Genomic DNA, 14,669 nt, shown 5'->3' on the forward strand with positions numbered 1-14,669 from the left:
GACGCAGCGCCGGGGTGATGGGCTGCGTCTCGGGACAAGCAAAGATTATTCCTGATTCTGCTCGAAGCGTCTGTGACAATTTTTGCTGCGTGCGGTATTGAATTTTTACGGAATCTTTATGGGGTGCGGGAGTTAGAATGGGCGCTCGAACGATACAAGGATGTTGATCCAGATGCCCGAAATCACTGACATCGCGTCGGATGCCAGCCAGTCCGTCGCACTTGAGCAGGATGAGCTTTTCCCCATTCGCGAGGTGTCACGCATGACCGGCGTCAACCCGGTGACCCTGCGTGCCTGGGAGCGCCGCTATGGGCTGATTGTGCCGACGCGCACCCAAAGTGGGCATCGTCTGTATTCGATGACCGATGTTGAGCGCGTTCGCAGCATTCTCGACTGGATCGAACGCGGCGTGGCGGTCAGCAAGATCGGCAAGATCCTGGCCAAGGCTGCGCCGCTTCAGGCTTTGTCGCACCTCATTCCCAATGACCTTGTGCAGGCCGACTACGCGCAATGGCAGCAACAGGTCGAGGCCGCTGTCGTGGCTTTCGACGAGGCGCGGCTGGATCAGGTCTACGGACAGATTTTTTCCACGTACTCGCAGCCGGTCGTGTTTCAGGACATCTTGCTGCCGCTCTGGAAACAGTTATTGCAACGCCAGGACACTTTTGGCCGGACCAGCGAGTGGCTTTTCCTTGATGGTTTTCTACGTTCGAGGGTGTTGCAGCGTTTACTGCTGATTCGCGATAAACAGCCAAGGCGAGTCATCGTCAGCGCCCTCGCGGGACAATGCCGTGAGCTTGAGCTGCTGATTGCTGCGCTGTTTCTTGGCTCCGGGCAAACGGGAGTGCGCGTGTTGACCATTGGCCAACCGTTTGATGAGTTGACCCTGGTGTGCGAGCGAATCAAGCCGCAGGCACTGGTGCTGTTCTCCAATTACGTACCCACAACCGAGCTGCCGCGGCGTTTGAATCGCTTGGCGATGAGCCTGGATTGTCCGGTGCTGTTGGCAGGCGATGCGTCGGATCTGGCGCAGGAAAGCCTGGCCGGATCGTCGATTGGCTGCCTGGGTAATGAGGGAACGGTAATGCGCCAGCGCCTGAATCAATTCCTGGCCGGCGGTCTGGATACCTGAACGTCAGAGATGCAGGGAGGGGTGGGTCAGGCGGTGCTGCTGCAGGATGTACTGGCGCAGACGCTCGGTTTCATCCTTGTCGTCCTGGCTCAGCTGATAGGCATAAAAGCCTTGTTCGGTTTCCTTCTCGAGCGTGCCACGCAAGGCGATCCGCTCATAGCCTGAGGGGCTGAACCACAGGGCGAAATGCTTCGGCGCCTTGGTTTTGTTGCGAACTTCCAGCAGTACACCCTTGAACGACACTTCATGCACCCACATCGTGCCGGGCTGGCCCTTGGCATTTTCAAGCGCTACCGGCTCGTCGAGCACCAGCCGCCACGGGCGGATCAAAGGACCGTCCTCGTAAATGCTGGGAACGCCGAGTCGCAGGTGCATTGCGTGAAACTCGTCTTCCACCAGGTGCAGGGGGAAGGTCATCTGCTGATTTTCGAAGTTGGCCTGGATGGTGACTTGCTCATGCGCGGCCAGGCGCGTAAGCAGGTCACGGATCTGCGAACCACCGTTGACGAGCAGACTCGACGTCGCATCCCGCACATTGAGTTGCGGGTTATGTTGCATGGTCTGGATAAAATCCAGTTCATCCTGGGTCAGGAGCGCGTCGCGTTGCATAGCAGACTCGAAAGATATAGTTACAAAGTCATTGGTGATTGTAGTTAATGACAATTAATTCGCTGATTTGTTTGCGCCGTTCGTCGCCTTCATTGCAGCAAGTTCGGCCTGGACTTGCGCCAATTGCGCTTCAAGCTGTGCAACCCGCTGTTGCGCCTTGACCTGAACGGTCACGTCTTTCTGCACGCCAATGAAGTAAACCTGCCCGTCATTCGGATTTTTCACCGTGGAAATCGACAGCTCGTTCCAGAAGGGCGTGCCGTCCTTGCGGTAGTTTCTGATGATTTCCCGGCAGGAGCCTTCGCTGCTCAAGGCGTCGCGGATCAGCGGGAGGGCCTGTTGGTCTCGGTCTCCGGACTGAAGAAAACGGCAATCCTGATAAAGGATTTCTTCGCTGGTGTATCCGGTCAGGCGTTCGAATGCGGGGTTAACGTAAATCAGGATCTTGTCTTGCTCGCCTTCCTTCTCGGCAATCACGATGCCGTCGTTGGAGGCGTTGATGGCCAGTTGCAGCAGCTTTGCGTTGATCATCGGAGAAACCCTTCCTTGTTGGTTGTCTGCGGCATTCTAAAAGAACAATGCACACCGTGCTGTTAATATCCCGCTCTTTCACTCAGCTTCAGGATCAGATTGATGAAAGTCGCCATCATTTCCGGCTCGGTCTACGGCACGGCTGAAGACGTCGCCCGTCACGCCGCGAACATTTTGAACGCCGCCGGTTTCGAAACTTCGTACAACCCGCGTGCAAGCCTTGCCGATATCCAGGCCTTCGGTCCGCAGGCTTTACTGGCCGTGACGTCGACCACAGGCATGGGTGAATTGCCGGACAATCTTCAACCGTTGTATTTCGCGATTCGCGACCAGTTGCCAGCCGCATGGCGTGGCTTGCCGGGCGCGGTCATCGGGCTGGGTGATGCGAGCTATGGCGATACCTTTTGCGGCGGTGGCGAATTGATGCGCGAACTTTTCGGTGAGTTGGGGGTTCGCGAAGTCCTGCCGATGCTGCGTCTGGACGCCAGTGAAAGTGTGACTCCGGAAACCGATGCCGAGCCCTGGCTGGCAGAACTGATCAGCACATTGCGCGGTTAATCGACAGTTTCAACGTTTGCTTCAAGGGCTCGTCACTGATCTGTCGAGGCTGCCTCAAAGGGGCGCCTCGGCTTACCTGGCGGCGGTACTTTGACAAGGATCCAGACTCTTTGAGCCACTGACTCGTTCGGCCATCAAGCTGGCTGCCAATGCAACTACGGGAACCCCGAAGGCTGACTAGACTCGGTAGTCATTGGAAACACTCCACAATAATAAAGCCGAGGTTCCTTGCCGTGAGCGTAGCCCCCGTCCAATCCTCACACAGCGTCAAAGACCTGGTCAGCGCAGCGGAATGGCAGGCCCGTGTCGACCTCGCTGCCTGTTATCGTCTGGTGGCCCTGCACGGCTGGGACGATCTGATTTTTACCCACATCTCCGCCAAAGTGCCTGGCACCGAAGACTTCCTGATCAACCCGTTCGGCTTGATGTTTCACGAGATCACCGCGTCGAGCCTGGTCAAGGTCGATCAGGCCGGTAACAAGCTGATGGACAGTCCCTACGAGATCAATCCCGCCGGCTACACCATCCACAGTGCCGTGCACGAAGTCCGCCACGATGTGGTCTGCGTGTTGCACACCCATACGGCGTCGGGTGTGGCGGTCTCGGCGCAGAAGCAAGGGATTTTGCCCATCAGCCAGCAGTCGCTGTTTGTCCTGTCGAGCCTCGCGTATCACGCCTATGAAGGCGTTGCGCTGAATCACGAGGAGAAGGCGCGATTGCAAGCCGACCTCGGCGAGAGCAATTTCCTGATGCTGCACAACCACGGTCTGTTGACCTGCGGCAGCACCATCGCCGATACCTTCCTGATGATGTTTACCTTTCAGCGCGCCTGCGACATTCAGGTCATGGCGCAGAACGGTGGTGCCGAGTTGATCGCCATCGAACCGCAGATTCTTGCCGGTGCCAAGGCGATGATCGCCGGGGTCACCAAAAGCTCCCAAGGAATGGGCGGAGCGCTGGCCTGGCCGGCGCTGCTGCGCAAACTCGATCAACAAGACCCGGGTTATAAACTCTAATGCCACTCACCGAGATCCCTCTGAGTGTCTGGCGCAAACGCGGCCAGACGTTCGAGTTCCATGGTCAGACCATCCATTACTGGACGGCAGGGCAGGGTGAGCCGCTGTTGCTCATCCACGGCTTCCCGACTGCCAGTTGGGACTGGCATTACCTCTGGCAACCGTTGTCTCAGCGCTACCGGGTGATTGCCTGCGACATGCTCGGCTTCGGCGACTCGGCCAAACCGGTGAACCACGAATACAGCCTGCTGGAGCAGGCCGATCTGCAGCAGGCGTTGCTGGCCCATTTGCATGTCGAGCAACCCGTGCACGTATTCGCCCATGATTATGGCGACAGCGTGGCCCAGGAACTGCTGGCCCGGCATTACGAAGCGCGCATCAACCTCGCCAGTTGTGTGTTCCTCAATGGCGGCTTGTTTCCAGAAACCCACCGTCCGGTCTTGATGCAAAAACTGCTGCTCAGCCCCTTGGGCTGGATGATTGGTCGCGCCTTCAGTCGCGATGGCCTGGTAAAAAGCTTCCGCCAGATTTTCGGCCCCCAGACCCGTCCCAGCGAAAGCGAGATGGATGATTTCTGGAGCCTGGTCGAAAGCAATCGCGGGCCACGGATCATGCACAAGTTGATCACCTACATTCCTGAGCGATGTGTGCAGCGCGATCGCTGGGTCAGTGCCATGCAGCGAAGTGACGTGCCGCTGCGGGTGATCGATGGCGCAGTCGATCCGATTTCCGGCGAGCACATGGTCACGCGTTATCGCGAGCTGATACCCGATGCGGACACCGTGCTGTTGACCGACATTGGTCACTACCCCCAGATCGAAGCACCGTGCCAGGTGCTCAAGCATTACCTGGCGTTTCGCGACCGGTTGGTGTTGCCGCCACTCAAAGTGGCGTGTTCCTGAAGGCTGGGGCTCATCATCCCCCAGCCTTATCGCACACCATTCAGCCTCCCCCCTGTTCATTGTGAGCCACAGCCCCGTGCCCGACACTCCAAGGCAATGTCCCTGGCCTGCTGGAGTTTCCCCACATGAATGAATCTGTGCGCTTCGAAGATAAAGTTGTGATCATCACCGGTGCAGGTGGCGGCCTGGGACGGGCGCATGCACTGCTGTTCGCCAAACAGGGCGCGAAAGTCCTGGTCAACGACCTCGGCGGCTCGGCCCAGGGCGAAGGCGCCAACGCTTCGGCGGCCGACCGCGTGGTGGCGGAAATCCGCGAGGCCGGCGGCACCGCCGAGGCCAACCACGACTCGGTCACCGACGGCGACAAACTGGTTCAGCACGCCCTCGATGCCTTCGGTCGGGTCGATGTGGTGGTCAACAATGCCGGTATTTTGCGTGACAAGACGTTCCACAAAATGGACGACGCTGACTGGGACCTGGTTTACCGCGTCCACGTCGAAGGCGCCTACAAAGTCACCCGCGCCGCCTGGCCGCACATGCGCGAGCAAAACTACGGCCGGGTGATCTTCACCGCGTCCACTTCGGGCATCTACGGCAACTTTGGCCAGTCCAACTACGGCATGGCCAAACTCGGCCTCTACGGCCTGACCCGCACCCTGGCCATCGAAGGCCGCAAGAACAACATCCTGGTCAACGCCATCGCCCCCACCGGCGGCACCCGCATGACCGAAGGCCTGATCCCGCCACAAGTGTTCGAACAACTCAAACCCGAACTCGTCAGCCCGTTGGTGGTGTACCTGGCCAGCGAAAACTGCCAGGAAACCTCCGGCCTGTTTGAAGTCGGTGGCGGCTGGATGGGCAAAGTCCGCTGGGAACGCAGCCTAGGTGCCGGGTTCGATCCACGAGTCGGATTCTCCCCGGAAGATGTCGCGGCGCATTGGCAGCAGATCTGTGATTTCGAAGGGGCTGCGCATCCGAAGGACAATATTGAGGCGTTGAAGGAGATGATGGGGAATTTGCAGAAGTATTCGTTGTAAGGGGAAGTGCGACACCCCAAGCCGTTAGTGGCGGCTTGGGGTATCAATTTTACTCGGCGTAACGTTTTTCTATGACGAACTGTGGTGCTTTCCAATTAGGGCCTTTCACAGGGACAGGGCCTTCACCATTAGCGAGTACGCCCTCCTGGAAAAGTTGTGCATAAATTTGCACCAGTTCCCCATTGGCAATTACTTCAAAACGATATCGGCTGAACATTCTATCCAGCGATGGGTATCCGAGGCTTACGCCGAACGCGGTCACGATATCCGCAATGGGTTCGTTTTTTACGATTTGCTCAATAGTGTTCATTGGGCGCCTCCTTTAAGAAGTTTTTCGTAGATTCGCTCGATTTGTTTATCCCCAGCGTCGATTGCGTCTGCGGAGTACAGCAGTGAGTCGCTGGCGCCAAGCTTAAAGTCTTCCAGTGTGGCTGTATGAGCGTTGTTCCATTCCGGGGAACCTTCTTCTGGCATAAAAGCATCACTCAATCCCATGGTTCTGAATCTTTCCAGTTCGCGGATTTCATGAGTGTAATAGCGGCGATCCGTATCAGTGAGAGCCATTTCGCCTTTCAGTATTTTTTCAAGTCGGCTGATCATAATGTCGTTGGCATCTGACTGATCGAGTCGCGCAGTATGCAGCTTTACCAAGTCAATTCCTTGCCGTGTAACAGTTGCTGTTCTCCAGTCCAACTCAAGTATCGGCCCGCCTGATTTTTCTGGATTGAATTTTCGACCACTGTACCTTCCCACTGCGGTGGCCCCCTCGTAGGGGGTGCTGAACACCACATACTGAGGCGGGATACCCGACTCGATCGGGAACACATAGATGAAACCACCAAAGCTGTAGAGATCCAGCGCGGGGGAGATATCGATCCGTCCTTCGAGGACTGTGAGTGTCGTGCCCTCGTAGGCGACAACATTTTGCTCGTGTACCGGCAGCGCTGTGGATGCACTTCCCGGCCTGACAATCGGCGTCCACGTCATGCCAATGCCTGACGCTCCGGGATGATGGGCGCTGTAAACGTTTAGAACTGGATCATAGGTGGTGAGCCGAACCGGTACTTTGTCGGGCACCGTGGTGCCATTTGCAGCGGCAACAACGAACTCCGTGGTGTTCTCTGTAGTTTTGGAGCCCAGCGCAACCGTCAGTTCGATTTCCCCATTGGCCTCGGCAATGGCATACAAGCCATCGGCGTCGTATGTCGTGAGATCCGAGAGTGGGACGCTCAAAGCGTGCGGTTCTTGCTTATCCCGTAGCGCGTAATAAACCAGCGCTGCGACACCAACAACAATCACAGCACCTGAGGCTGTTCCGACGACTGCTGCCAGAGCCGAAACTGCGGCAACTGCTGCCGAGCGCAGAGCCGTCCTGATCGCAAGAGTGGTTGCTGCTTCAACCACCAGCGTTCCTGCTCCAACGGTAAGCACTGGGCCACTTGCTGCCGCCGAACCCGATACGGGAAAGGGCCGAATACCGGCGACCTCGTTCAGCGACGCCATAGCTTTGAGTTTTGCTTCCTCCTCGGCTTGTCGTTGAGCCTCAGCTTCGGCTTGAAGGCGATCCTGCTCGGCTTGCGCGTCGATACGTGCTTGCTCGGCAGCAACGCGTTGCGCCTCTTGCTGCGCCGCTAAACGCGCCTGTTCGGCAGCCCTTTGTTCTTGCAGCAGAGCACCGGCAAGAAGGTTCTGTATGTGTATTTGTTGATTATTTAAAAGCTGAACTTGCTCTGCCAGCAGCTGTGCTGAATAAGCAGCTTTATAGGAAGCAACCCATTTTGAGTAAGCGGGTCCATACGGCGTGACAGCCCTGTCCAGAGCTTGAGCTCTGGCAAAATAATCACTAATCGTTAAATTGATGGGGGTGTGCCCGTAGAAACTATTAGCCAACACTGTAGTGGAGTGAAGTTCAGTAGTTCTTTGCTGGATTAACACGTTTCTAACATTTAATTCATGCTGATAGGCCTGCGCCGGTGAAACAGTTGGCGCCGGGTATTGTGCTCTCACATTGGCGAGATCAATCTCCGTGGACCTTGGCAAATCCTGGGATCTAGCAGCGTATTCATTCTTGACAGCCGTCTCTATCGCTTTGATGTTGTCTCGTGTTTCGCGTCTTAGCCCTTCGGCGTTTGTTATGCCCGATCCCATACCTCCTGGACGCGTTGGCGGAACTCGAAAGCCGCCACCAATAGCGTCCTTTCCTGGTTTAGGTTGTTTTCCTATATAAGTTGCTGGCAGCTCAATACGGCCATGTTCTCCGACAACATGAGTTGCCGGTATATGATGCGGGGGACCTTGTTTTTCTGACATCGCTTTATCTTCCATGAGCTTTATTAATCTATGGTGCCGAATCAGATTAAGTCATGGGGGCTGAAACTGGGTCCGAGAAGGTCGTAGGGGATTTCTTTTCAAAATGTGCGAAGTTTTGCACTGTTTTATATGTTGAGGGATTGTTCCTAACTTCGTATAAGAACGTTCTCTAATATTTTTATCAGAACTTGTCAGAAGGAAAGTTGAAAATCATCAGGAAAAACGTGCCCATAAAAAAGGCCGCTGCAAACGCAGCGGCCAAAGCAAGACGTTGGATCCAGGAGCTACAAATCAACGTCGGTGTACACGGGGCGATGGTTCGAAACGTTCAAATCATCTGAAATCTGTTGCGAGCTACGGGGCGGGATCGCTTGTCGTTGCTTCGCGCTTTCCGGCTGTTTTGCGTGAAAGCCCGGCAAGAATAAGTCTTCGCCGGCAACGGAAAAACAGCGATTACGGACATGCACCGTTACCGAGTGCGTAACAGTTAGCCTGCTTGCAGCGTAGTCGATGAATTCGACTGATGCCGCCACATCGCGTCCATTTATACCCCGCGCAATCTCACGTTCCACACCGCCAGTCATCCTTTAGAGGTACACCACGAATACCTCCTTGGTGCGCTTATCGCACTTGGCGGGCGGCAGTAGGGTGAGGCCTTCTGTCACTCACCGGGGAAGACGCATGACAAAAACAACAATGCGCGCCATCTTCACACCGCAGGCTCTGGCCGCTGCGGTTGCCTTGGGCTGCTGTGCCCAGGCGCAGGCTGTTTCATTCAACATCGGGGAAATCGAAGGCACGTTCGACTCTTCGCTGTCGGTCGGCGCGAGTTGGGGCATGCGCGATGCAGACGATGCCCTGGTGGGCACGGTCAATGGCGGTAGCGGGCAGGCGTCGACCGGTGATGACGGGCGGCAGAATTTCAAGAAGGGCGATACCTTCTCGAAGATCTTCAAGGGCATTCACGACCTTGAATTGAAGTACGGTGATACCGGCGTGTTCGTCCGCGGCAAGTACTGGTACGACTTCGAGCTCAAGGACGAAGACCGGCCGTTCAAGCCGATCAGCGATCACAATCGCAAAGAGGGTTCCAAGTCTTCCGGTGCGCAGATCCTCGACGCCTTCGTCTATCACAACTATTCCATCGCCGACCTGCCAGGGACCGTTCGTGCCGGTAAACAGGTCGTGAGCTGGGGCGAAAGTACCTTCATCGGTAACTCGATCAACAGCATCAACCCGGTCGACGTTTCCGCGTTCCGCCGACCTGGTGCCGAGATCAAGGAAGGGCTGATTCCGGTCAACATGTTGTTTGCCTCCCAGGGCCTGACGGACAAGTTGACCGTCGAAGGCTTCTATCAACTGGAGTGGGACCAGACCGTTGTCGACAACTGCGGCACTTTCTTCGGGGTCGACGTGGTGGCGGACGGGTGTGACAAGGGGTACACGGTTGCCAACCCGGCCATTGCGCCGTTGCAACCGGTTGCTGCCGCGTTTGGCCAGGGCTTCGAGGTGACCAGCGAAGGCGTAGTCGTCCCCCGTGGTGGCGACCGCGATGCCCGGGATTCGGGGCAGTGGGGGACTGCGCTGCGTTGGCTGGGAGACGATACCGAGTACGGTCTGTATTTCATGAACTACCACAGCCGTACGCCGACGGTCGGCACCACCACTGCCGGCCTCAGTACGCTGGCAAGCATTCCGGGAATCATCACCACGGCCAACCGCATTGCGCCGGGTAGCGGTGCGGGTCTGGCGCAAAGTGTGATGCTCGGGCGTGGTCAGTATTACCTCGAATACCCCGAAGACATTCGCCTCTACGGTGCGAGTTTTTCCACGACGTTGCCCACCGGTACGGCGTGGACCGGCGAGATCAGCTATCGCCCCAACGCGCCGGTGCAGATCAACACCAACGACCTGACGCTGGCGTTGCTCAACCCCATCGCCGGGGGCGCGGCTTCACCGATTGCGACCTCGCCGGGCGCTGACAACAAAGGCTATCGCCGCAAGGAAGTGACGCAAATCCAGAGCACCCTGACGCACTTCATCGATCAGATCGCCGGTGCAGATCGCCTGACCTTGGTGGGCGAAGCGGCGGTGGTGCATGTCGGTGGCCTGGAGTCGCGCAGCGACCTGCGCTACGGCCGCGACTCGGTGTACGGCCAGTATGGTTTCGGTGGCGACACCGACGGTTTCGTGACCTCGACCTCGTGGGGTTATCGGGCCCGGGCGATCCTCGATTACAACAACGTGATCGCCGGGATCAACTTCAAACCCAACCTGTCGTGGTCCCACGACGTCGCCGGTTACGGCCCCAACGGGTTGTTCAACGAAGGTGCCAAGGCCGTCAGCCTCGGTGTTGATGCGGACTACCGCAACACCTACACCGCAAGCCTCAGTTACACGGACTTTTTCGGTGGTGACTACAACGTGCTCGAAGACCGCGACTTCGTTGCGTTGAGCTTTGGCGTGAACTTCTGATCTGGCTGAAAGGATGAATTCAATGCGCAAGATGATTCTGCAATTCGGTTCCGCACTGGCCCTGAGTCTGCTGGCCGTCAACGTGATGGCCGCGGTATCGGCGGAAGAAGCCAACAAGCTCGGCACCACGCTCACGCCGCTCGGTGCCGAGAAGGCCGGCAATGCTGACGGCTCGATTCCGCCGTGGACCGGTGGTATTCCGAAAAATGCCGGTGCGGTGGACAGCAAGGGTTTCCTGGCCGATCCGTTCGGCAAGGAAAAGCCGCTGTTCATCATTACCGCGGCCACCGTCGACCAGTACAAGGACAAGTTGTCTGACGGGCAGGTCGCGATGTTCAAGCGCTACCCCGAAACCTACAAAATCCCGGTCTACCCGAGCCACCGCACCGCGGCCCTGCCGCCGGAAGTCTATGAAGCGGCCAAACGCAGCGCGTTGAACGTGACACCGACCAACGATGGCAACGGTCTGGCCAATTTCACCGGAAATCGCTACTACGCTTTTCCGATTCCGAAGAACGGGGTCGAGGTGATCTGGAACCACATCACCCGTTATCACGGCGGTAACCTGCGTCGCACCATTACCCAGGCAACGCCGCAGTCCAACGGCGATTTCACCGTCATCCGATTCAAGGACGAAGTGGCCGTTCCATCGCTGCTGGGTGATTTGAAACCGGGCAGCGATGAGAACGTACTCAACTATTTCAAACAGGAAGTGACCGCGCCGGCACGGTTGGCAGGCAACGTGTTGCTGGTTCACGAGACGCTCGACCAGGTCCAGGAACCGCGCAAGGCCTGGATCTACAACGCCGGCCAGCGACGTGTGCGGCGCGCGCCACAAGTGGCGTATGACGGTGTGGGGACTTCGTCCGATGGGCTGCGCACCACCGACAACTTCGACATGTTTTCCGGCGCGCCGGATCGCTATGACTGGAAGCTGGTCGGCAAGAAGGAAATGTACATCCCGTACAACAGCTACAAACTCGACTCGCCTGACCTTAAATACACAGACGTGATCAAGGCCGGCCACATCAACCAGGACCTGACCCGCTATGAGCTGCACCGGGTCTGGGAGGTGGTGGCCACGGTCAAGCCTAACGAACGGCATGTCTACGCCAAACGCCATATGTACATCGACGAAGACACCTGGCAAGTGGCGCTGGCGGACCACTACGACGGTCGCGGCCAGTTGTGGCGAGTGGCCGAAGGGCATGCGCAGTTCTACTACGATCATCAGGTGCCGGCCTATACCGTCGAAGCGCTGTATGACTTGATTGCCGGTCGCTACATTGCTTTGGGGATGAAGAACGAGGAGAAGCGCAGCTTCGAATTCAACATCGCGGCAAAAGCTGGGGACTACACACCGGCAGCGCTCAGGAGTACAGGTGTGAGGTAATCTTCCTACAGCCTCCTACACAAAAAGGTGACCTCGCAGTCACCTTTTTTATGGCTGCAAATCAGTGTGCTGAATACTTCTTCAATAAGCGCTCGGGAGGGGGCTAGGGTGGCGCCATAACTATAAAAGGCGCACTACTATGACTGCCATGACGTTGTGTCTGGACCGTCCTGGATTTCTGCCTCGCTTGTCCTCCCATCACCTGACTCGTGAGCGTTTGGTCGAGCCGTTGCTGGCTTCGACGGCTCGAGTGAAGTTGCTCTGCGCACCCGCCGGCAGCGGCAAGAGTGCGCTGCTCACCGAGTGCCTGTTGCGCGCGCCGGTGGACTGTCGGCTGTGTTGGTTGCCGATGGCCGGGGAGTCCCTGGATGTCGGCGCTTTTCAGCAACGCCTGGCGCAAGCGCTGGGTTTGGGTTCGTTGGACGAGCCTGAGTTGCTGGATTACCTGACCCATTTACAGACGCCGACCTGGTTGTTCATTGACGATTATTGCCGGGTTTCCAACCCGGAACTCGATCGCTTTCTGGATCGGTTACTGGCGGTCAGAAGCCCCGGGTTGAATTGGTGGCTGGCCTCGCGCCGACGTCCACAATGCAACTGGCCCCGGCTGATGCTCGACGATGAGTTGTACGAGTGCGAGGCGCGTGCGCTGGCGTTCACCGAGTGTGAAGTCCAGCATTTTCTGAGCCATGTCGAGCCGGTACTCGCCACCCATACCGCCCGCAGAATTATCCAGCGCAGTGGCGGCTGGTGTGCCGGTGTACGTATTGCCTTGCTTGGCGGCTGCCAGTGGGCCGCCGAGCAGGACAAACAGGAACGCTCGGCGACACTGCTCGACTATCTGCACCACGAACTGTTCAGCACGCTGGCGCCGGAACTGATTGAAGCGTGGCAGGTACTGGCGCATTTTCCGCGATTCAATGCCAGTCTCTGTGAGCATCTTTTCGGTGCCGGCGAAGGTGCGCAGTGGCTGCATGCCCTGCAGGACATGGGTTGTTTTATCGAACCGTGGGAGGACTCCGCCGAATGGCTGCGGGTGTTTGTGCCTCTGGCCAGGGCCATGGGGGACGAGCGCGGTTCGGCGGGGCGGGCCTGGCATCGGCGCGCATGCCAGTGGTTTTGCGCCGAGGAGGACTGGCAGGGGGCGTTCGAACACGCGCTGCTGGCGCAAGAGTTCGAGGTCGCCGTCAGTCTGCTGCAGCACTTCAGCCTTGAGCATTTATTCCGTCGAGAAAACGTGCGCTTGTTGTTGAATCTGCATGAGCGTCAGGGCGAAGGGTTGACCCTCGGCTCACCGCAGTTGGTCGGTCTGATCACGGCGGCGTTGTTGTTCGCCGGACGCTTCGACCAGGCGGCCGAGTGCATTGCGCAACTGGCCCGGTTCGCACCGCAACCGAGCGCCACGCTGCAGCGGCAACTGCTGGCACGCTGGCAGGCACAACAAGGTTGGCTTTTGCATCTGTTGGGGCGCGTGGACGCGGCACGTGCGCACTTTATCGATGCATTGGATGAATTGTCTCCGGATGCCTGGCCTGCGCGTCTATTGTGCCTGTCCGGGTTGACCCAACAGGCCTTGCTCAACGCCGAACTTGACGCTGCGCAGGCCTTCAATCGTGAGGCGTTGTGCCTGGCCCGTGCGCAGGGTTCGTTGCTGTTTGAAGGCCTGCTTGAACTGGATCATGCACAATTGCTGGAGCTGCGAGGCGCTCCCCGACGAGCCGAAAGTTTGTTGGCCGATATCCATGAAATGTTGAGTCGACAGGCTGATCGCCCGACGCCGTTGCTGGGAAGAATTGCCTTGCAGCGCGGGCGGCTGGCGCTTTGTCAGGGGCAGGATGCAGTGGCCGCCGAATTCTTCCAGTCCGGTTTACAGGACTGTCTGCACTGTCAGGACAAGCGTGCGCTGTATGGTTTTCTCGGGCAGGCGCAACTAGCCGCCAATCAGCGCGATTACGCCCACGCGTTCGATCGCTTGCGCGAAGCCGAGCGCCTGATGCAGCAGCGGCAAATTCCCGATACGGTTTATCGGGGTGTGTTGCTGCAGATCAGCAGTCATTTCTGGTTGCAACAGGGGCGCCCGCAATTGGCGCGCGAAGCGTTGACCCGGGTGCTGCGTCACTACCGCGGGCCGCATGCCCGTCAGGCACCTCCAGCGACGTTCATGCTGATTGCCCGAGTCGAGTATCTACTGGTGCTTGCCCAAACCCGATTGCAAGAGGCGCAACAGCCGCTCGAACGGCTCAAAACCTTGCTCGATCACGCACAGCAACACGCAATGCTGGCGCTGGAAACGGAATTGCAGTTGGCTATCTGCGAAGTGGCGGACCTGATCGGCGAGACCGAACTGGCAACCTCGGCATTGCAGGCGGGCCTGAAGTTGGCAGGGCGCTGCCAACAGCAACAGGCCGTGTGTGAACTGCGACTGCGTCAACCGACCTTGCTCAGCCGTTACGGCGTCGACGACGAGTCTGCGGCAACAATGGACAGCAACCCGTTGAGCGGTCGGGAACTGGAGGTACTTGGCCTGATTGCCCAAGGCAACTCCAATCAGCAAATCGCCGAACAGTTGTTCATCTCATTGCATACAGTGAAAACCCATGCACGGCGAATTCATAGCAAGTTAGGTGTGGAGCGTCGCACGCAAGCGGTGGCAATAGCGAAAAAGTTGGGCCTGATTTCCCGGGAGTAATGCCGGCACAACCCTTT

The 14,669-nt window shown here is 57.8% G+C and carries 12 protein-coding genes; 8 read left to right on the forward strand and 4 right to left on the reverse strand.

Annotation, left to right across the window (positions count from 1 at the left end; all coding sequences use genetic code 11):
* Positions 1-172: 172 nt before the first annotated feature.
* Positions 173-1,132: a MerR family transcriptional regulator gene (locus tag M5G20_RS15670; RefSeq protein WP_273919815.1), complete on the forward strand. Its 960-nt coding sequence runs from the start codon at positions 173-175 to the stop codon at positions 1,130-1,132.
* A 3-nt stretch (positions 1,133-1,135) separates the two neighbouring features.
* Here the strand turns inward: M5G20_RS15670 and M5G20_RS15675 are convergent, their stop codons facing one another.
* Together M5G20_RS15675 and M5G20_RS15680 are read right to left on the reverse strand one after the other, a co-directional pair.
* Positions 1,136-1,741, reverse strand: a complete 606-nt coding sequence (locus tag M5G20_RS15675; RefSeq protein ID WP_273919816.1) for a hypothetical protein — start codon at positions 1,739-1,741, stop codon at positions 1,136-1,138.
* A 54-nt stretch (positions 1,742-1,795) separates the two neighbouring features.
* Positions 1,796-2,272 carry a PAS domain-containing protein gene (locus M5G20_RS15680; protein ID WP_273919817.1) on the reverse strand — a complete coding sequence of 159 codons (477 nt, stop codon included), beginning with the start codon at positions 2,270-2,272 and terminating at the stop codon, positions 1,796-1,798.
* Between the two features lie 102 nt (positions 2,273-2,374).
* On the opposite strand from M5G20_RS15680, the gene M5G20_RS15685 reads away from it, so the two are divergent.
* The 4 genes from M5G20_RS15685 to M5G20_RS15700 all read left to right on the forward strand — a co-directional run bounded on the left by M5G20_RS15685 (position 2,375) and on the right by M5G20_RS15700 (position 5,785).
* Positions 2,375-2,830, forward strand: coding sequence for a flavodoxin (locus tag M5G20_RS15685; protein WP_273919818.1), 456 nt, complete (start codon positions 2,375-2,377; stop codon positions 2,828-2,830).
* A gap of 233 nt (positions 2,831-3,063) precedes the next feature.
* A complete protein-coding gene (locus M5G20_RS15690; RefSeq protein ID WP_273919819.1) occupies positions 3,064-3,846 on the forward strand; it encodes a class II aldolase/adducin family protein in 783 nt (260 codons plus the stop codon).
* Positions 3,846-4,748 (forward strand): alpha/beta fold hydrolase, encoded by a 903-nt coding sequence (locus tag M5G20_RS15695; protein WP_273919820.1) that lies wholly within the window; start codon positions 3,846-3,848, stop codon positions 4,746-4,748. The genes M5G20_RS15690 and M5G20_RS15695 overlap by 1 nt, the downstream gene beginning before the upstream one ends.
* A gap of 125 nt (positions 4,749-4,873) precedes the next feature.
* Positions 4,874-5,785 (forward strand): SDR family oxidoreductase, encoded by a 912-nt coding sequence (locus tag M5G20_RS15700; protein WP_130905180.1) that lies wholly within the window; start codon positions 4,874-4,876, stop codon positions 5,783-5,785.
* Between the two features lie 49 nt (positions 5,786-5,834).
* Here the strand turns inward: M5G20_RS15700 and M5G20_RS15705 are convergent, their stop codons facing one another.
* Both M5G20_RS15705 and M5G20_RS15710 read right to left on the reverse strand, forming a co-directional pair.
* On the reverse strand, positions 5,835-6,095 hold the full coding sequence (locus M5G20_RS15705; protein WP_273919821.1) for an immunity protein: 261 nt from the start codon (positions 6,093-6,095) through the stop codon (positions 5,835-5,837).
* Positions 6,092-8,110: an S-type pyocin domain-containing protein gene (locus M5G20_RS15710; protein WP_273919823.1), complete on the reverse strand. Its 2,019-nt coding sequence runs from the start codon at positions 8,108-8,110 to the stop codon at positions 6,092-6,094. Before M5G20_RS15710 ends, M5G20_RS15705 begins: the two co-directional genes overlap by 4 nt.
* A gap of 666 nt (positions 8,111-8,776) precedes the next feature.
* Here M5G20_RS15710 and M5G20_RS15715 point away from each other — a divergent pair.
* From M5G20_RS15715 to M5G20_RS15725, 3 genes are all read left to right on the forward strand, one after another.
* Positions 8,777-10,570 (forward strand): DUF1302 domain-containing protein, encoded by a 1,794-nt coding sequence (locus M5G20_RS15715; protein WP_075947578.1) that lies wholly within the window; start codon positions 8,777-8,779, stop codon positions 10,568-10,570.
* Positions 10,571-10,592: 22 nt separating this feature from the next.
* A complete protein-coding gene (locus M5G20_RS15720; RefSeq protein ID WP_273919825.1) occupies positions 10,593-11,963 on the forward strand; it encodes a DUF1329 domain-containing protein in 1,371 nt (456 codons plus the stop codon).
* 139 nt (positions 11,964-12,102) lie between these two features.
* Positions 12,103-14,652 carry a LuxR C-terminal-related transcriptional regulator gene (locus M5G20_RS15725; protein WP_273919826.1) on the forward strand — a complete coding sequence of 850 codons (2,550 nt, stop codon included), beginning with the start codon at positions 12,103-12,105 and terminating at the stop codon, positions 14,650-14,652.
* The last annotated feature ends 17 nt before the right edge of the window (positions 14,653-14,669 follow it).

It is taken from the genome of Pseudomonas sp. TNT2022 ID1044 (genome assembly GCF_028656895.1).
Taxonomy (GTDB): Bacteria; Pseudomonadota; Gammaproteobacteria; order Pseudomonadales; family Pseudomonadaceae; genus Aquipseudomonas; species Aquipseudomonas reinekei.